This is a genomic window from Fibrobacter sp. UWB11 (genome assembly GCF_900143015.1).
Lineage (GTDB): Bacteria > Fibrobacterota > Fibrobacteria > Fibrobacterales > Fibrobacteraceae > Fibrobacter.
Window position 1 is genome coordinate 708,946 of the sequence record NZ_FSRT01000001.1, and the last position, 19,161, is coordinate 728,106.

General features: G+C 46.0%; 14 protein-coding genes and 1 tRNA gene. 11 read left to right on the plus strand and 4 right to left on the minus strand.

What is annotated here, in order from left to right:
* Positions 1-78 precede the first annotated feature (78 nt).
* Complete coding sequence (locus BUQ91_RS03095) at positions 79-924, minus strand: undecaprenyl-diphosphate phosphatase (protein WP_074208110.1); 846 nt, start codon at positions 922-924, stop codon at positions 79-81.
* Between the two features lie 36 nt (positions 925-960).
* Here BUQ91_RS03095 and BUQ91_RS03100 point away from each other — a divergent pair, with 36 nt between their 5' ends.
* Positions 961-1,686: a polysaccharide deacetylase family protein gene (locus BUQ91_RS03100; protein ID WP_072827218.1), complete on the plus strand. Its 726-nt coding sequence runs from the start codon at positions 961-963 to the stop codon at positions 1,684-1,686.
* Between the two features lie 3 nt (positions 1,687-1,689).
* Here BUQ91_RS03100 and BUQ91_RS03105 read toward each other — a convergent pair whose 3' ends face one another.
* The 3 genes from BUQ91_RS03105 to BUQ91_RS03115 all read right to left on the minus strand — a co-directional run bounded on the left by BUQ91_RS03105 (position 1,690) and on the right by BUQ91_RS03115 (position 4,676).
* On the minus strand, positions 1,690-3,603 hold the full coding sequence (locus BUQ91_RS03105) for a M23 family metallopeptidase (protein ID WP_254842224.1): 1,914 nt from the start codon (positions 3,601-3,603) through the stop codon (positions 1,690-1,692).
* A 258-nt stretch (positions 3,604-3,861) separates the two neighbouring features.
* Positions 3,862-3,934: transfer RNA gene (locus tag BUQ91_RS03110), tRNA-Ala, on the minus strand.
* Positions 3,935-4,127: 193 nt separating this feature from the next.
* A complete protein-coding gene (locus BUQ91_RS03115; RefSeq protein WP_072827216.1) occupies positions 4,128-4,676 on the minus strand; it encodes a peptidylprolyl isomerase in 549 nt (182 codons plus the stop codon).
* Between the two features lie 253 nt (positions 4,677-4,929).
* On the opposite strand from BUQ91_RS03115, the gene pyrR reads away from it, so the two are divergent.
* The 10 genes from pyrR to BUQ91_RS03165 all read left to right on the plus strand — a co-directional run bounded on the left by pyrR (position 4,930) and on the right by BUQ91_RS03165 (position 19,025).
* The gene (gene pyrR / locus BUQ91_RS03120) at positions 4,930-5,487 is read left to right on the plus strand and encodes a bifunctional pyr operon transcriptional regulator/uracil phosphoribosyltransferase PyrR (RefSeq protein WP_072827215.1); all 558 of its coding nucleotides are present in this window, start codon (positions 4,930-4,932) and stop codon (positions 5,485-5,487) included.
* Position 5,488: 1 nt separating this feature from the next.
* The gene (locus BUQ91_RS03125; protein ID WP_072827214.1) at positions 5,489-6,430 is read left to right on the plus strand and encodes an aspartate carbamoyltransferase catalytic subunit; all 942 of its coding nucleotides are present in this window, start codon (positions 5,489-5,491) and stop codon (positions 6,428-6,430) included.
* Positions 6,417-7,676 carry an amidohydrolase family protein gene (locus BUQ91_RS03130; RefSeq protein WP_074208112.1) on the plus strand — a complete coding sequence of 420 codons (1,260 nt, stop codon included), beginning with the start codon at positions 6,417-6,419 and terminating at the stop codon, positions 7,674-7,676. Before BUQ91_RS03125 ends, BUQ91_RS03130 begins: the two co-directional genes overlap by 14 nt.
* A gap of 14 nt (positions 7,677-7,690) precedes the next feature.
* Positions 7,691-8,722, plus strand: a complete 1,032-nt coding sequence (locus BUQ91_RS03135; RefSeq protein ID WP_074208113.1) for a PilZ domain-containing protein — start codon at positions 7,691-7,693, stop codon at positions 8,720-8,722.
* 91 nt (positions 8,723-8,813) lie between these two features.
* The gene (gene pilM / locus BUQ91_RS03140) at positions 8,814-9,962 is read left to right on the plus strand and encodes a pilus assembly protein PilM (RefSeq protein ID WP_074208114.1); all 1,149 of its coding nucleotides are present in this window, start codon (positions 8,814-8,816) and stop codon (positions 9,960-9,962) included.
* Complete coding sequence (locus tag BUQ91_RS03145) at positions 9,962-10,573, plus strand: PilN domain-containing protein (protein WP_072827210.1); 612 nt, start codon at positions 9,962-9,964, stop codon at positions 10,571-10,573. The genes pilM and BUQ91_RS03145 overlap by 1 nt, the downstream gene beginning before the upstream one ends.
* Before the next feature lies 1 nt (position 10,574).
* Entirely contained in the window at positions 10,575-11,180 is a 606-nt protein-coding gene (locus BUQ91_RS03150) for a type IV pilus inner membrane component PilO (protein ID WP_072827209.1), read from the plus strand.
* The gene (locus BUQ91_RS03155) at positions 11,180-12,919 is read left to right on the plus strand and encodes a hypothetical protein (protein ID WP_074208115.1); all 1,740 of its coding nucleotides are present in this window, start codon (positions 11,180-11,182) and stop codon (positions 12,917-12,919) included. Before BUQ91_RS03150 ends, BUQ91_RS03155 begins: the two co-directional genes overlap by 1 nt.
* Entirely contained in the window at positions 12,916-14,382 is a 1,467-nt protein-coding gene (gene pilQ, locus BUQ91_RS03160; protein WP_074208116.1) for a type IV pilus secretin PilQ, read from the plus strand. Before BUQ91_RS03155 ends, pilQ begins: the two co-directional genes overlap by 4 nt.
* 200 nt (positions 14,383-14,582) lie before the next feature.
* Positions 14,583-19,025, plus strand: coding sequence for an InlB B-repeat-containing protein (locus BUQ91_RS03165; protein WP_074208117.1), 4,443 nt, complete (start codon positions 14,583-14,585; stop codon positions 19,023-19,025).
* Positions 19,026-19,161: the final 136 nt, after the last annotated feature.

A 19,161-nucleotide genomic window follows, 5' to 3' on the forward strand; every position in this document is an offset into this window, starting at 1 on the left:
AAAATAAAGATAAGCAAAAAAAATAAAAATCGCACTCGCAAAGCGAGTGCTGCTGAAAAAAGGACTTTTTTTTATTTTTTACTTTATGAAAATCAGTCCCAAGATGCCGACTGCCCAGACGTACCAGGCGAAGTGCTGGAACTTGCCCTTCTGCAAGAAGGTCATGAGCCACTTGAGAGCGATGATGCCGAAGATGAAGGAAACGATCATGCCCACCAAAAGTTCCGGCGAGAAGTTGCCTGCGTCAACGCATTTCAAAGCCTTTTCAGGGTCGAGGAGTGCTTTTTCCGGGGTCATGCTCTGGCACTTGATCCACTTGATGCAGTCGAGAAGTGCTGCACCGCCAACTGCCGGGATGCTCATGAGGAAGCTGAATTCGCCAGCGTATTTGCGGTTCACGCCCATGAACATCATGGCGCTAATCGTCGAGCCGCTACGGCTGATGCCCGGAATGCAGGCGATGCCTTGAACAACGCCAGTCACGAGAGCGCGCCACCAGTTCATCTTGACGCCTTCGTTTTCAGGATGCTTGGCGCCAGTCGGTCCCCATTGCGATGTGAAAAGCAAAAGGCCGGTGAAAAGTTCTGCAACGCAAACAGCGCGCGGATTCACGAACAGCGATTCGAGAGCGTCTTTAAAGCCAAGGCCAATCATTGCCGTCGGGATGCTGGCAAGCACGATGAAGCCTGCTTCACGGAGCTGTTCCTTGTCGCGGCGGAGGCAACCGACGATGATGTCTACAATCTTTTTGCGGAACACGACGAATATGGAAAGGAGCGTTCCGGCATGGAGCATGATGTCAAAGAACATGCCCGCTTCGTTCATGTTTAAAAGTTCGTGCCCAATCACAAGGTGACCCGAGCTAGAGATGGGGAGAAATTCAGCGAGGCCCTGTAACAGACCGAGGATAATTGATTCAAACATGTGGGGAAATATAGATTTTTTACTATCTTCCTTCGCATGTCTCGCCAGTTTCTCCTTTGTTTTCATGATTTTTCGGTGTGGAATTTTCGCACGTCTCTTCCAATCCTTGAAGAACTCAAGGATCTTGCTGGAGCTCCTTTTAGTGTGCTGGTTATTCCTGATACGGAAAATGCTACGGACGAATCAATCGCTGAATTTCGTGAAACGCTTGCTCGTTTGAAATCCGAGGGCTTTGAACTTGCGTTGCATGGCTTTAAGCATAAAGCCGAATTCAGCCAGGGCCGCAGCTATGCGGGGCTTATTGGCATGAACATGACGTCTGGCGAAGCTGAATTTGCTGGGCTTTGCGAATATGAATCGAGCCGTCTTTTGCAGGCGGCGCTTGGTGCGTGGAAGAATTTATTCGCCGATGAAAACGGAAATGTTGAAAAGCCGGTTGCGTTTATTCCTCCGACTTGGTTTAGCAATAAGTTCTTGCCAAGACAAGTTCGTGCTGAAAAAATGTTGTATGAAGACCGCTTTTCGTTAACGACCGCTGATGGTGTCCGTTATTCGTCTCCCGTGGCTAGTTTTGCGGGTATTCCGAAAGCTACAGAAAAAGCGGCATTTGTCTATGCCGAAGGAATATTGAAGTTTCCGTTCGGTGTTCCGCGCATTGCCGTTCATCCGGTGGATTTCCCGCGGTTGAACGACAAAATTCGCGACCTCGTGCGCTTGGCTCTTGGTTGCAAACGAAAACTTTCGCTTTATTGTGATTTGTAATTTTTAGAATCCAGGAACGGTTATATCTTTTTTGGTCTTGCGCTTCGAATCGTCGGTGATTTCGATAGTGAGCGTTTCTCCAGCATCGGGTAGTGCTTCACCAAGAATGATGATTTCACGCGGTTCGGAGTCGTATTCTGCAGCAATCCACTTGTTGCCGTACTTGACTGTAATGGCGTTTCCGTCAGGGATTCCTGCATATCGAGAATAAAGCGGAATCTTGAGCGCTGCTTGGTAAGTGCCTCCGACGAGTGTTTCTGCCCAATAGGGGAATCCGAGCGAAATTCCGTCTTCGTCAGAAATGTTTGCCAAATCCCTAAGTTCATTTGTTGTTGCGCAACGGTTCTTGGAGCCTGTTTGCTTTTCGAAGTAGAACCATCTGCGTGTTGTTTCGCCGAGCCAGTAAAGCGGGGCCGGGTTGTCTTCGTTTTCTATGCAGACGTTCCACTTGCTGTAGAACTGCAGGCCCTTCGGATGGAATTCGTAAAAGTCAACGCTGTCGGTTTGGTTGCGCGTGATGGCGAGAACGCGTTGCGAAGTGTCTCCAACAACGGGGATTCCCGAAATCTTTTGTGAAATTTTCACGTTGCCGACTTTCGTATACCAGTTGATGCTGTTTTTGTATTTCCCGTAAGGGTAGACGGCGATAAGTTCATTTACGCTGCGACCTGTGCCGGTCGAGGCTGCATCGGCGCTATACCGGATGTATCTTGTTTCGGGGAATGTCTCGACGATTTTTCCGATGGGGAGGGGCTTGCTGTGATCGAAAATCTTGCAGAGGTCGTTGTTGATAATTTGTTCGTCCTTGTTCAAGGCGGCAAACTTGTATCCAGATTCGCAACGGAAAATGTCAAGCATGCTCTTGCTCAAGAACGTGTAAAGCGGAGTATTCTGATTCTTGGTTAATACAAACTTGCCGTTATTCTTGCAAGACTTATGGAAGTTGAATTCGCGTCTGACAACGTGACCGCTAAAGTCTTCGACTTCAAGTCTGTAGGTGGATATGGGGCCAATCTTAGCGTCAATGTAGTGCCAGTCACCTGCGGTATCTGCTTCCTCTGCCCAGAGCAGCTCGTTACGGATGTCAATCATCTTCTTGTAGCTGAGTTCATCCATGACTTTGCTGTAAATCTTGTCGTCGTAACGCCACAGTTCGACTCTGCGGACTGCCATCGGATTTTCTTTGGGTTCGCGGCTGTAGTCGGCAATCTTGATTGCTATGGACAAGTTAAATTCATTCTTGACGGGCGTTTCTGCGCATCCGTTGCGGAGGGCTTCGTCTGTCGTAAGTGCAAGTTCGTTACCTTGCCAAACTGCGATTCCAAAAATTTGCGGAGCAATTGTATCGAGGCATTTGACGCCCAATTGGCAAGGTGAAGTTACGTCATCCTTGTTCAAACGGACTTCGAGGTGCAGGTGCGGGTTGCCGATGCCTGTACTTCCCGAGAATGTAAGCGTATCGCCTTTGCGGAATCTTGTGTTTGGCTTAATCGAAACATCGTTACTCTTGGTAGCGTATTGTTTTTGACGAACTAAGTTGTCTACTTCAGGAGTAAAGCTGCTCTGGTGCGCGAACACCCATGTCTTTCCGCTTTGTCCTTCGTAGAACATCACTTTACCGTAACCGAACGGAGATACCTTGATTTCTTTGATGAATCCGTTTTCGGGTGCGTAGATCGGCCAACCTTCTTCCATTTGCGTGGAGTAGTCGATACCTGCATGGTAACGCGTACCGCGGTTCTCTCCGAATGACGATGTTAAGTAAGCGTCTCGTTGGAATGGATCGTAAGAGAATGGTTCAACGTAATTTTCGGAAATGAGCTCGGCGGGAGGAGCAGTCCTTTCGGAAAAATCGGTCTTGTCGAGTTTAGCGCCTCTTTGTTCGGCAATGCAATCTTCGTAAGCGAATGCGTCCATTTTTTTTGCATCGCATACAATGTTTGTATTTGCTCCGGCAAAGCATAAGGCACTAGCGGAGGAGAGTAAAACGAAAGAGAATTTTGTAAGCCTGGCCATAATGTTAAATAAAATACAAAAATGTTATTTTATAGTAACGATTCTTTTCTGTTTTAATGCGCGTTTTTGCGAGCAAGACGAGATCGCTATAAATTTATATTATGACTAGTGCGATAGGTTGTAAAATAAAAAAGACTCGCTTTGTGCGAGTCTTTTTAGTGGAGCTAAGGAGAGTCGAACTCCTGACCTCCTGCATGCCATGCAGGCGCTCTACCAACTGAGCTATAACCCCGAGGACGCGCACAAATATAGAATGAATAGATGTACGTGTCAAGGGCGTATGTCGAAAAAAATGAATTTTTTTCTAGGTATTAGGTTACAGGAGTTAGGGGTTAGGAAAAGTATCACGCGCTTCGCGCATCTATAATGTGCGGCTATGCCGCGATTATTATCCTATAACCTAACACCTAATACCTATTGCCTAATTAAGCCTTTTCGATTGTCACGGATTCGATGATGACGTCATCGTACGGACGGTCCATGCGGTCGGTCTGTACGCCGGCGATTTCGTCGAGAACTTCGAAACCTTCGTAGAGCTGGCCGAAAACGGAGTAGCCGTCAGCCGGGCCCGGGCCGCACTGGTCGTGGTCAAGGAAGTGCACGTTGTTGCCGTGAACGATGAAGAACTGGCTACCGATGCTGTGCGGCATGGCTGTCTTTGCCCAGCTGAGAGCGCCACGGACGTGGGTGAGGCGGCTGTCGTACTTGTCGCCGATGGTAGAACCCGGACCCTGTGCAGCGTGGCCGCCGGTGCCATTTTTACGGGTGAAGTCACCACCCTGGATCATGAAGTCCTTGATGATGCGGTGGAACGGAGCGCCGTCGTACTTGCCTTGCTTTGCAAGTTCGATGAAGTTCGTGGCGCATTCACCGACGATTTCTTCGAAAAGACGGAGTTTCATTGTGCCGTGGTTGGTCTTCATGATGGCGATGGTTTCGCCTGCCTGCGGTTTGTCTAACTGATTAAATGCCATTTGGGGCTCCTGTAACTAGTGTTTTTGCCTATATATATAAAATTAAGGGGATGTTTTACAGCTCGCTGAGGCAAATAGTCCCTAAAAAAACTACATTCACCTAAAAATACGGCTTTGTCGTACATGAAGACGTGATTCGTCATTCTGAGCGGAGCATCCGCGAAGTCGGGATGGCGCCATAGCATCATGTCCAAATAACATGGCCAGGAAATTATAGACTGAAGACTAACGACTAATAACTAACGACTGTTTTATGAACGATAACTGCAAAAAAGTAAGCGAGCTTCTTTCTGCCCAGACGATGGAATTCGCCCTGGACGAGATGGCGGCTAAAATCGCTAAGATGCATCCGTCTGCCGACAACATGATTGTCCTTGGCATGGCTAGCCGCGGTATTCCGCTGGCAAAAAAACTCACTGAACGCCTGACACAGAAATTTGGTAAGCCTATCGAAATGGGTAGCCTTGATGCTACTTATTATCGTGACGACTTCCACTACCGCAAAAAGGTCGCCACTGAAATGCGCTTTACAGAGATGCCTGCATCGGTAGAAGGCAAGACTGTTATTCTCGTGGATGACGTGCTTTATACGGGCCGTTCGGCACTTGCTGCCATGCGTTCCATCTTGGATCTTGGGCGCCCAGCTGCTATCCGTCTTTGCGTGCTCGTTGATCGCGGTCACCGCGAACTCCCGATTGCGCCTGACTGTGTTGGGCTGACGGTCGAGACTGCTAAAAATCAGGAAGTCCGTGTGGCTATCGATCCCATTGATAAAGAAAATTCCGTTTATCTCGTAGAAGTGGAGGCGTAACGTGAGCGCTTTGGAAATTAAACATCTGTTTGGACTCCGTGGAGTGTCCAAGCACGATATCCGCCTGATTCTGGACCATGCAAAACAGTTCCGCGAAATCCTCGAACGCCCGGTCAAGAAGGTTCCGAGCCTCCGGGGCATGACTGTCGTGAACTTGTTCTTCGAAAACAGCACCCGTACGCGTACAAGCTTTGAACTTGCTGAAAAGCGCCTCTCTGCGGATACGGTGAACTTCGCAAGTTCCAATTCCAGCGTCAAGAAGGGCGAAACGCTCGTCGATACGCTTCGCAACATCGAAGCGATGAAGATTGACATCGTGGTTGTTCGTCACAAGGGTACTGGCGTACCGAAGTTCCTCGCCGAACACAGCAATGCGATTATCGTGAATGCTGGCGATGGTGCGCATGAACACCCGACGCAGGCTCTCCTCGACATGTTGACCATCGAAGAAAAGTTGGGCACGCTCGAAGGCAAGAATGTGACAATTATCGGTGATATCCGCCATAGCCGTGTGGCTCGCAGTAACCTCTGGGGCATGTCCACGATGGGTGCTCATGTAACGCTCTGCGGACCTTCGACCTTGGTGCCGCGTAACACGGACCTCATGAACCACGTAACGTGGGAACCGGACGTGAAGAAGGCTGTTGCAAATGCCGACGCCATTATCGCTCTCCGTTTGCAGAAAGAACGCATGGACGATGCTCTCCTCCCGAGTATGCGTGAATACCGCAATACGTTTGGCATTACGGATGAACTTTTGGAATGTGCCAAGGACAAGGTCATCATCATGCATCCGGGTCCAATCAACCGTGGTGTGGAACTCGATTCCGATATTGCCGATGGCGAACATTCTGTTATTCTTGATCAGGTGACCAACGGCGTTGCAGTCCGTATGGCCGTTCTCTTCCTTTTGGCTGGAGGTCGCAACAATGAAAATGCGTAAGCCTTGTAATGGTCGTCTTTCGAATGTTGTTCTGAAAAATGCAAAGTTCTGGAACGGCAAGTCCTTTGAATTGCGCGATAGCGTTAGCCTGAATGTCTGCGAAGGTGCTGCAACAAGTGAATTTGATTGCAAGGGCGCCCTTGTGATACCGGCTCTCTTTGGGCTCGGTATTGATTTTATGGAACCGCTCCGCGACGATGTCTATACGTTTGCCGATGGCTTTGATGCCTTGCGCAAGGGCGGTTTTTACGGTGGCCTTTATGAAAGTGCCGCAAACCCGATTGACGATGCTGACAAGTTCACTGCAATGGTGAACCGCTTCAAGTCCGAAGAACGCGGCGAAGAAGCATTTGATATCAAGTTCCTTGGCGCCTATAGCAAGGGCTTTGGTACCGATAGTTTGGCCGAAATGGTCGAACTTGCCGAAGCCGGTGTTGCTGGCTTTGGCGATGGCAACGGTGTGATTCCTCATTCCCGCTTCCTTCGCTTGGCAATGGAATACGGCAAGATGACGGGCAAGCGTTTCTTCTTCCAGCCGATGGACAAGACGCTCCGTCACAGCGGCTGCGTTCACGAAGGTGCTTATTCCGACATGCTCGGCATGAAGGGTATTCCTCGCATTGCCGAAACGATTGCTGTTTACACGGTTCTCGAAACGGCTCGATTCTTGCAGGTGCCGGTTCACTTTAAGCAAGTCACTTGCGGTGAAACTTTAGACCTTATTCGTAATGCTCGCAAGATGGGTATTGATGTTACCTGCGATGTTGGTCTTTACCACTTGCTGTTCGATGATTCTTGTCTCGAAACGCTCGATTCCGCTTACCACATCTTGCCGCCAATCCGTTCGGCTGCCGATCGCGATGCTCTGTGGCAGGGAATTGTCGACGGAACGGTCAATGCCGTTAGCGTAAATCATACTCCGGTACTCCGTCAAGACAAAGTAGTGAACTTCGAAGATTCCGTGCCGGGCGCACTTTCTCTGGAAGTTGCTCTTCCTGCAATTTGGAATAAACTTGTTGCGAAGGTGGGCGAGGCTCGCGCTATTGAACTTCTTTCAACGGCACCGGCTAGCTTGGTTGGCTCTGCCTCTAATGCTAACAACGTTGTTGTGCTTGCTCCGAACGAACCGCATGTGGTCGTCGAAAGCGATTTTGCCGGTCACGTTTGCAATTCACCGTTGTTGGGCAAGGAATTGCCGTCGTCGATTCTTGCAACCTACATCAACGGTGTCTTGACTGAGCTGTAATATGGTATAATCCGATGGCTAGTGTTCTTCAAGAAGCCTGGGCAATTTTTCAGAGCTATATCCTTCCGGCTCTTCCGTTTGTCGCGCTTGTGCTGATTGAAATTCATCTCATGTATAACCGTCGTGAAAATGAGGTGATGTTTGGCACAGACTCGTTCAACGAGAAGATCAAGGCGTTCGAGTTTACGCCCAAGGAAGTGCGTACTTTGGAAAAATTGGTGCGTTCATCTAAGTTCGAAAACAAGGATGCCGTGCTGAATTCCTCAGGACTTTTTGAAACCGCAGTCTCGGAGTTTTACCGTATCCGCAATGTTTTTTCTGTTCGCGATGAAACGCTTGATGCTATTTCTTGCTTACGGCGAAAGATGGACTTTACTGGAGCGAATCCTTTGTCCATAGTTTGCTCGTCAAGACAGTTCAATGTAGGGGATCGCGTGGACCTGGAATTCGAGAACGGTTTGTTGGTTAAGCGTTCTCAGATTCTAGAGCGTTCAGAAAAGACATGGAGCGTGTCGATTGAAGGCTCCGTGTCGCTTGCGAAATCGATTTCCGGCTCGCGTGCGCTTGTCCGCTGGACTCGTATGAATGACGCTGTTTATTCAGTAAGGCTTTCCGTTTTTTCTGCCTCTCCAAATAAGGTTGTTTTTCTCCATAGCGATAAGCTTGAAAAAGAACAGTTGCGTAAATGGGTTCGTCAAGTTGTCGATTTCCCGGTGACGGCAACGTTCCCGAACGGAGAGGTGCACTCGGGCGTGCTTTATGACTTGTCTGCTGGTGGTATTTTGCTTGGACTTACCGAAGATTGCAAGCCGGACCAGCAGTTTTCGATTTCGTTCGAGCTTCCGACGTTTGGTGTACAGAATGTGGATGTTAAGGTTTTGAACAATTTGGGGCATCGAAATCCTGATTTTCCACTATATAATTCCATTTCGGCGGTGTTTACTGGATCGTATGCTTGGACCCAAGAACACGTCTTGCAGTACATTTTTGAGGCTACTCGCAAATCAAAAGCGAAAAAAATGGGCCAAAATGATGTTTTAACTTAAATTAATGTGATTTAGAGTTGATTTTTCGCTTGACATTCGCTGTTTATGAAAGTAAAATTTACATAGGTAATGTTTCCTATCGGAGTTTATTTTGGCTTTAGGGTTGATTGCTAGAATTCGCGGTGAACGCGAAACTGTTGGCATTGATGTTGGCCACTACAGCATCAAGTACGTTAAGGTCTATCATGATGCTAACGGTAAAAGGATTGTGCGTGAAGTGGATTTGGAACCCGTTCCGGCGGGCTCCATCATCAATGGTCTTATCCAAAGACGTGATTCCGACGATCTGGCCGCAGATAATGGCGGAAAGAAGGAGAAGGACGGCTTCGACAAGTTGGGCGAGGCTTTTTCCAGATTGATGCTTCGCCACCAGATTGATGAAAATGTGGATGTTGTGGCTTCGGTGAACTGTGGTGCCGGTGAAGGTGGCGTCCTTGTGGACCGTCTCACGATCAAGGTTCCGAAAAACGGCAACGAAGATGCAATTATCGTTCAGACTGCACAGTCCCGTCCGCCGTTCGATGACCAAGAAAACGTTCTGGACTACGAGGTTGTGTCTCGCGAAGGCGATGAAGTCAAGGTGAACGTGGTTGCTGCAAAGAGCGCCATGCTTGATTCCTGGGCGCAGTTCTTTACCCGCAAGGGCATTAAGCTTTCTGCTTTGGATGTCGATATCTTTGGCTTGCTGAATGCGTTTGTCATGACTGCATCTGACGAAGACCGCAAAAAGACTACGGCAATCTTCAATATTGGCGATAGCAAGATGAGTGTGGGCTTTATTCAAGATGGCGCCTTCCACTCCGTGCGATCCATGAATGGTGGTTCGCTGAATGTTATTATTAACAAACTATCTTCCAGCCTCGATATTTCTGCGGAAAAGTGCCATGAAATGTTCGAGAAGAACGACTTGAAGGTTATTGACGACGTTGCAATCTCGGTTCTTGAAGATGCTATGGATGTTGCGTTCGAAGAACTCATGTCGCAAATTACATTTGGTATCCGCTACCATTCTTCTGCCGAAGATGCTCGTCCGCTCGAAAGAATCTTGATTGGTGGCGGTGGTGCTACTGTTCCTGGCTTGTTGGAATACATTGCAGAAAAGACCGGAATTGAAACAGGCTCTGTCAACCCCTTCCGTTCTGTGGAATGTGATTCTAGCGTGGTCGATAAGGACGGCATGTCGATTGCCTTGTCTAACATTTACGCCCCGGCTTTGGGACTTGCAATGAGGAAGTTCTAATGGCTACTAAGAAGAATAAAGGTGCCAATAAGGCGCTAGCGATTACGATCAACCTTTTGCCGGGCGAACACCGCAAAACGCAAAAGGATTTGACTTGGCTTACCGACCGCCGTATTGTGTGGCCTACCATTATATTTATTGTTTTTATTTTTGCTGCGTTGTTCACTTATGCATACACGTTGCAGGAAATGGCAAGCATAGAAGCGGAACTCCAATCCGTACGTGCTGCTGTTGAACGTGAACGTCCGTTGCTCAAGAAAATCAGCGTTCTCGAAAAGAACCAGTCTATTATTAATACCAAGATTAATGCTCTCAAGTCAATCCAGATTAGCAAAAAGCGCTGGGTGGTACTGTTTGAGAATATTTCCTCGGTGTTACCCCCGAACATGTGGCTTTTGAGTTTGTCCCAAGTGGGCGAATTCAACCTCGAAATGAGGGGCACGACGTTTGACTTCTCCGAAGTGGCTGAATACATGGTCAAGCTCGAGAAACAAGTCAGCATAAACAAAGTCTCGCTTGTATCTATCTCTACAACAAAAGTAGATGGCGACGAGGCCTACAACTTTACACTCAAGGTCGAACTCAAGAAAGACCTTGGAGAGGAGGGTTGATATGGGCAACTTTAATATTGACTTTAAAGACAAGAAAAATGTATACTGCATTGCGTTGATTGTCGCTATTCTGTTGTTGGTTTATTCTGTCTATACGTATATATGGGATCCGTTCACGATTGAATATGCAAGTCTTGAAGATCAGAGAAATTCTGCACAAACAGAATTGAACAAGATTAACGCTAAGAGACATCGCGTCGCAGAACTCGAAATGCAGCTTGCTCAGGCCGAGAAAGATTTCCAGAAATTAAAGGAAATGTTCCCGGAAGAAGAAAAAGTTCCTCTGCGTTTGCAGGATCTTTATTCTGTGCTGCGTAGCTCTGGTGTGCAGATCCAGAAGTTCAATCCGGAAGGCCGTTCCGAAAGAGAACACTACATTGAAAACCGCTATTCGATTGCGGTTAATTCCGGTTATCATATGCTCGGTTACTTGTTTGCTGAAATTGCAAACTTCAACTATCCGACTGCAATTACGAACCTGAAACTTTCTCGCTACTCTGGCATTGCTGCCGAAGTGCAGAAGGCTGAAACTCACGGTTGGACTCCGATTACCATGTCGGTGAACTTCAACTTGACCACTTATACATCCAAGAAGGTTGGCAAATAATGAAATGCAAGTTCCTTCTTATGCTGTTATCGAGTGCCGTAGCCTTGCAGGCTGCGCTCATTAAGGATGTCCGCTTTAATTGCACAAAGACTTGCCAGATGGAATTCCAGTTCGCATCTGACAAGAATTTGCCGACATTCTTCCAAAAGTACGATAATGCTTCAAAAACTTTGACCGTCGGCTTCTCCGAATCGGATTTTGCCCTTGGTATCGGTAATTACGATATCGATGCTTCATCGCCGTTTGTTCATTCCATGAGCGTTTCCAAGGAAGTCTATCGTGGCATGAACTTCTTGATGATTCGCATGCCAGTGGGTGCATCCATCAATTCGGACAAGAATGCGATTTCTTTGGATAAGTCTAGCTTCTTCTTGAAGTTCGCTTCGAAGAATGGCAAACCTTGGACGCTTTCGAAGCTCTTTGCAAGCAAGAAGGCTGCCGCAGCAAAGGCCGCCCGTGAAGAAGAAAAGCGCTTGGCTGCCGAACGCAAGGCTGCTGAAAAACAAGCTGCTCTCGATCGCAAGGCCGCCGAAAAGCAAGCCGAACTCGACCGTAAGGCCGCTCGTGAAGAAGAAAAACGCATGGCCGCTGAACGTAAAGCCGCAGAAAAGGCCGCTCGCGAAAATCTTGCTCAGGCTGCCGCTCCGGCAAGTGCATCTGCTTTGCTCCCGGGACTTAAGGAAATGACGGTCCTTATCGGTTCTGGCATGGAACAGTTTCGCTTGGTGGCAAGTAATCCTTTGGAGATTGCTCAAGTCTCTAATCCGAATGGCGCCTTTGTAATAACTGTTGCTACAAAGGGACCGGATAAGTCTCCTGTGTTCAAGGTGAGTACTGGTGCTCTTGTGAGGTCTGTATTTTGGGATGCTAATGGCTTGAATATCCAGCTCTCGCCGGGTGCTCGCCCTGTTATCTTGGTGCAGGATGGCGCTTTGATTTTGCAGACTTCCGAAAATGCAATCCGTCGCGATGGCTTTGTGTTCTGGAGTGCACGTCCAAATGGCATTTACGTTCGTGACTGGATGAAGTCTCCGGATCCGGTTCCGGAATTCTCGGATTTCGTTAAGTCTTACGAAAAGGATAGCAAGAAGGTTGTTGCCAGTGCACAGACATTCCATTTGCGCCCTGTTGTCCGCGAATTGATTGTCGTTGCCGATGAAACGGAATTCTATGCAGCACCGAGCGAAAAGTCTCAGGTTATGCAGCGTGTCGTATTTGGCGATCGCCTTGTGAACATGGATTTGACGGGTCTTTACCGCAAAGTTCAATTGGGCAACAAGATTGGATACGTGAATCGCCGTGCCGTAAGCTTTACGGATGAACTTTCTGCCGTGCAGATGGAACGCTTAAGGAAGGTGGACCAAGAACGCGGTGAAACACTCACGCAGGGAATGAAACCTGTCGGAAGTGCTCTTGATGAACTTTATGAAGACCGTGTGACTTACAGTTCTTTTGGTCGTCGCGATCCGTTTGTTGAAATCAAGGGCTTGGTCGAAGAAGGTATCAATATCGACCAGGTTGAATTGGTGGGTATTATTTGGGAAGCCGAGGAGCCGGTGGCCATTCTCGTCGAAACCAAGAATCCGGGCGTGTCTTATACGATTAAGGAAGGCGATAAGATCATGAACGGAAAAGTTCTTAAAATTACACAAACTGATGTGCTCTTCTTGATTCAAGAATTCGGGGTGAGCCGTCGCTACTCTATGGGTCTTCCCGATAAATTTGGGGGTCAAAAGTGAAAAAGCTGACTAAAATTCTGACGATTCTTATCATGGTAGCAAGTTTTGCTACCGCGTGGGCGGCTCCTGCTGAGGGCTCGGTTGCTCCGAATAAGAAGTTATATGACTTTAACTTCGTCAACATGGATTACGAAGCGATTTTCCGCTCTGTTTCCGTGATTGCTGGCGTGGATATTTTGATCGCTCCCGATGTCAAGGGAAAGATTAGCTTGCGCGTGACCAAAAAGACCTGGCAAGAAACTTTGGACATTATTTGTAGCATGAATGACCTCACGTGGGTGATTCAGGACAAGTACATTTCAATTCAGCGCCAGAGTACTTATCAGGCAAAGCAGAAAAAAATTGCTGACGAAGAAGCTCAGGCCGAACAGACCGCTCCTCTTATTCGTAAGAATTTCCAGGTGCATCACGCCAAGGCTGATGAACTCGTCAAGGTTCTTGAAAACATGAAGTCTAACCGTGGTAAGATTTCTGTTGTGGAACGTACGAACTCCATCATCGTTTACGATACCGAAAGCAAAATCGAGCAGATGGGTAACGCTTTGACCGAACTTGACGTCGAAACGCTCCAGATCATGATTACTGCAAAGCTCGTGGTCGTGAACAGCGAACTTGCTCGCGAACTCGGTGTTGACTGGACCGCTACGATGGGTTCTGGTTCGCTTACGCCGGGGACTGCCGCTGCTGCAACGGGTGCTACCGCCGGTTCTAGCCGAATCAGTGGTGCTATCCAGTCTTTCCCGAACAGAGCATCGCCGGCTGTGGGTAATCCGAGTACCGCCATTACGGCAAGCCTCTTGGACAACAATCTCCAGATTGCAATTTCGAACTTGATGGGTGATGCTTCTACGGAAGTGCTTGCTTCTCCGCAGGTTTCTACGCTCGATAACACTGAAGCTCTCGTGTTTATGGGTGACAAGGTTTCCATCCGCGTGATTGACGATAGCGGTGAATCTTCGACTAAGATGGTTGAAACGGGTATCAAACTTACCGTTACTCCGCACGTCTCTGGCGACAATCGCATTTTGCTCGACCTCCATCCGGAAAACAACTCCTATGGTTATGACGAAAAGGGCGAAGTCGTGATTTCGACCCAGGAAGCAAAGACCAAGGTTGTTGTGGCTGATGGTGAAACGGTCGTGATTGGTGGCCTTACCCGTAACGAAAACACTGAAAGCGAAAGCGGTATCCCGTTCCTCAAGGATATTCCGCTGCTTGGTAACCTCTTCAAGTATAGCCGCAAGTCTATTACGAAGAAGGACCTCGTGATCTTTGTGACGCCGAGAATCATTCGCAATTACATCGGCAATGTCGATATTTCCGAAAAGTCTGAAATGACTTCTAGCGTTGCTGCTCCGGAACTTAAGCCGGTCGAACAGGCTGAAGAAGCTCCGATTGCAACAGGTGAAACCCCGGACGCTCCGGTTCCGGAAAATTCACACGATGACAGCTGGAATCAGTAATTAGCATGCGCCGGACTTACGTCCGGCCTTTCTTTTTATAAGTGAGAAAACCCTGGCTATGCCAGGGCTTTTTTTATGCTTGATTGAAAAAAAACAACAGAACTTCAAATTATTCACTTTACAAAAAAATGGCTTTTTTTTACCTTTTCGTAAGATTTTTATAAACTTTAGGGCAGCTTTTGCCTTTGGAAGGAGTTGAAATGAATAAGGTTATGGGTCGTTCCTTGGCGCTATTGCTTTGCGCTGGGTCGCTTGCAAATATAGCAGCTAAGAATGATTATACTGTTATAAATGAAGAAGATCGATGGAATTATATCTACAATAATCTTGATCGAAAAAAAATGCCTTTAGATACGATTGAACCGATTTCTGTGAAAATTACAGGTTCAAAAGATGTTTATGGTTATCCTACTGGCGAAATCTATTACAATGACAACTTCAGGTGCGGTACCGAATTGTATCGTAACTTTCCGTCGTTTGTTTCGGGTGTAATTGGACAAGGTTATGGAACTCCTACTGGAACGTTTGCTTCGAATACGTTTACTTATTTGATAGCGAAAAACAGTTCCGGTGACTTTGATTACGGTTGGTATGCTGGTGATAGCAAATTTACCACTTCATGGGCTTCAAAAGCTAGTACTAGCAATTATAATGGATCGTATAATATTGCATTTTTGGGCGATTGTGGCTCGCACAAGATTGACCCTACAATCAAGGATGTCATAAAGGCTGCTGAAGCTACGGGATATTCTCGCGCGCGCCTAACCATTGACCTTTTGAACTATATTACTAGAGATGAATCGTTGGACCAACTAAAGTCCATGTGGGTTTCCAATAATGAAGATTGGAATAATTACCATTTAGGTAGAGCTTTCTATTATCTGTATCTTTCTAAAGCTACAACGTATGGCGGATTTGATTGCGTCAGCACAAATTGTCCGGCCTCAAAAACGGATGTTTATGATTTGTATGGTAATAGTTCCAATACCACTCATAGGTCGTATGAGTTTAATTTTAGATCTAATGAACCCCAATTTACATATGTTGATGTAGCTTATGAAACTAGACGATATACCTATTCCAAGGAACAAGGAAAGTATGTGCCTGGAAAATGGGAAAGTTATAATCAAACTTTTTGTAGAGAGTATATTGGCTATGATTTAGGATCGGGACCAGAGACTTCTTCTTCTTGTGATAAATATGACGATGTTACTATCAAAGTGACTGGAAGTAATTTTGGTAAAACTGCAGAACAGAAATTTTTCGAGCATGATTCTTTGGATGAATTCCGAGTACGTTGGAGAACTTTGATTGCTGAGGGACAAACGAATAAGGGTGCCCATGATATGCAGGTGTGGGATACCACATATTCGGACATTTTGAAGTTTGTACGTAAATATTATGTCTCGATAGGCGGTAATCAGGCTGAAGGTAGTGTAGATTTTAATGGCGGTTTTTATAACGCTGGAACCAAGTTTGATAAAATTGTGGCCGTTCCTAAAGCAGGGTATGTTTTTGATAGATGGAATATATCTGCGGATAATGGAGGTGGTGTTCTCAGTTACAATAGAGCGCTGACCGATTTTGTTGTTCGCGGTGATTCTACGTTGTATGCTATATTTGCCAAGAAAACAGACGAAAATACGCACGTTGTGACATTTACTGATTTTGATGGCATTGTTTTAGGACGAGATACCGTCTTAACAGGTCACCCTGCTATTGCTCCAAACGCACCTTCTCGTAAGGGACTTACTTTTAAAGGATGGGATAAGGCTTTTAATAAAGTGACAGAAGATATTACGGTGAAGGCTGTTTACGAGTCAATGAAACTTACGCATAGATTTAGTTTAGCTGGCTTTAAAACAGCTGAAAGTGCAGATGATGTCACGCTTAATACGCCGAATAATTGCTTTGTTGTTTCTAATGGTCATTTCAATGAAAGTGGGATGCCCCTTGACTATAGAGTTGATGTGACTGTTAAAAATACTGGTGCCTGTGCTCAAAATGAACAGGTCAATGTATGGTTTAATGCTGGTGATTTGAAAAAGCTTGATATTGTTGTTGGTGGAGTGGAAAAATTTGACGTTTCTGCTTTGAGTTTAGGAAATTCCATTAGCAAGGTTGAATTCTGGTTCAAGAGATTTGAAGTCCAGTTCATGGTGGTCAATTTGAATGGTAATCTTGGCTATAGCACGATGAAAAAAGAATATGTGCCCGAAGGAATGTCTGCAACTCCGCCTCCACCAGACGAAGTTCCTGCGCAAAGAGGTTTTGTATTCTCAGAATGGGGTACCGATTATTCTAAAATTGTGAAAAATACGACTGTCGCGGCTCAGTATAGGGAACTTAAATCTTTCTGGGTGCACTTTAGAGATTATGATGAATCGGTTATATTGGATTCCTTGTATTATCAAGGAGATAAAGTTGTCATTCCGGAGAAGCCTGAACACAGTGGCTTGACATTCAAGGGCTGGGATAATATGCCCGATGTCTTTGAATATGACAAAGTAACTGAGATTACGGCAACTTACGAAGCCAAGAGTAATCCTGAGTTCGATTTCACTGTAGCTGATTACAAGACTGCAAAGACTGTTTCTGACCTCGATGTGCAGGGGCCAAACAAGTGCTTTGTCTTGCAAGAAAAGTCATTTATGCAATATGATAAGGAAAAAGATTATGCCGAAGGCAAAGAAGATGCCTTGCAGTATCATTTGGCTGTAAACTTCAAAATCGAAGATTCTGATGAGTGTTCTAATGATAGCTTAGTTAATATTTGGAAGTTTAATATCCAAAATAAAGTAGCGTCTACGGTAAAGGTGAATGGCGTGGAAGATGTTATTTGGAATGCAGGCAGTAGTATGGGCTATTTGCACTTCAACTATACCTGGTTCCGTATACGGTTCCTTGGTGATGATAGAGTTGTTTCGAGTGATGGAACTGTAATAAAGGAAAATACGATTTTGAAAACGGAACTTGTCGGACAGGGATTATCGGCAACGCCTCCAGAAGATACAAAGCTTAGATGTAAAATCTTCAAGCAATGGGATCGTAAATATACTGAAATCAAAAGTAGTTACAATGTTTATGGGGAGTATGAGAATACTCCTTCTAAGAAGGTTACTTTTAAGGATTTCGATGGATCTGTATTACAGGATTCTGTGTATTGCGATGATGAAATCGTTGTTGCCCCCAAAGATCCTGTGCATAAAGGCTTAATTTTCAAGGGCTGGGATCAAAAGGTCGAAGAAATCGAAAGCTCGACTTCTGTTACGGCTACTTACGAAGTCGAGAAAGCTCCTGAATACAGTTTTACTGTGACAAATTACGAAAAGGCCGTAAAGGCGACTGATGCCAATGTCAAGACTCCGAACAATTGCTTTGTTGTTGCAACACAAGCGTTTAAGGATTTGTCGGATGGCTATGATTACACTGAAGGTAATAAAGACCCTTGGCGTTATATATTGGAAGTTGAAGTTGATGTTGCTGATACAGGTTCTTGTGCTAATGATAGTCTTGCCAATATCTGGAGATTCTATAGTAAGACGGATCACAACCTTGACGTGATGGTAAATACGCTGAAGGCTAAAGATTTGTTCATTCAGATTCTTACTATAGAAAAAATTGGAGTGAAGTTCCAGTATTTATGGTATCCGGTGGTGTTTGCTGACTATGATGGGAAAGTCCTGAAAACGGAAATTGTCGGCGAAAAACAGGCTGCAACTCCGCCGAAAGACCCTACACGTTCGCTTTACAAGTTCAAGGGCTGGAAGTTTATTGATGAGGGCGTTGGGTATGAATGTATTTCGTCTAACATGTTGGGCCGAGGAGCTTCAATAAATAATCAGATTACGTTTGTAGCGGATTACGAAAAACTCCCGACGGTTGTAGTGACGTTCTTGGATTTCAATGGCACCCTCGTTGGCAAAGAGGAAATTTTGAAGGGCGCTTCTGAGACTTCTGTAAAGCCTCCTGTGCATGCTGGTCTCACATTCGTTGGCTGGAGCAAAGATTTGAATCTGATTACTAAAAATGATTCTGTTTATGCAGTTTACAAGGTTGCTGCAACTCCGGACTTTGTTTATACCATTTCGGGTTTAGAGGTGGGCAAGTCTTCGAAAGATCTTAAGATAAAAACGCCGAACAGTTGCTTTAAGGCTTCTGTCAAGGAACTTTATTTGGATAACAAAAAATATGAAGGAAAGTTGGAGGCTGGCAAGTATGTTATGTATATGAATCTTGCTGTCTCTGATACTGACAAATGCGCTGATGATAGTTTGGTGAATATATGGAAAACGCTTTCACAGAAAAATATCAATGATATACTTGTCATTAATGGAAATCCGGCATATTTCTCTGGAGAAAAACTTAATGGCGAGATTGTCTATAGCTTTGAATTGAAAAAATCGGATAAGGAATCTATTCCTGGTGTGAAAATGGCTCCTCAGTTCAAGCTGGCAACCATCGGTCGCAATATCCAGGTGATGAATGCCCGCAAGGGGAGTGCTTACGCAGTGCTCGATATGCAAGGAAACGTTATTACGTCAGGAACGGTTGATTCTGCCAACTTCAATGTGACTATGTCTCGCTCTGGAGCGTATGTCGTGCGTGTTGGAAGTGTTGCTCAGCTTGTTCGTGTGAAGTAAGATAATGGCGGGCGTGCTTTTTAAGCACGTTCGCAAATTTTAAAAACGTGAAAATTAAAAATGCGAAAACCCTGGCTCTGCCAGGGCTTTTACGTTTTTGTGGCCTCGGAATTGAGTCCGGGAGGAGCGCTAAATT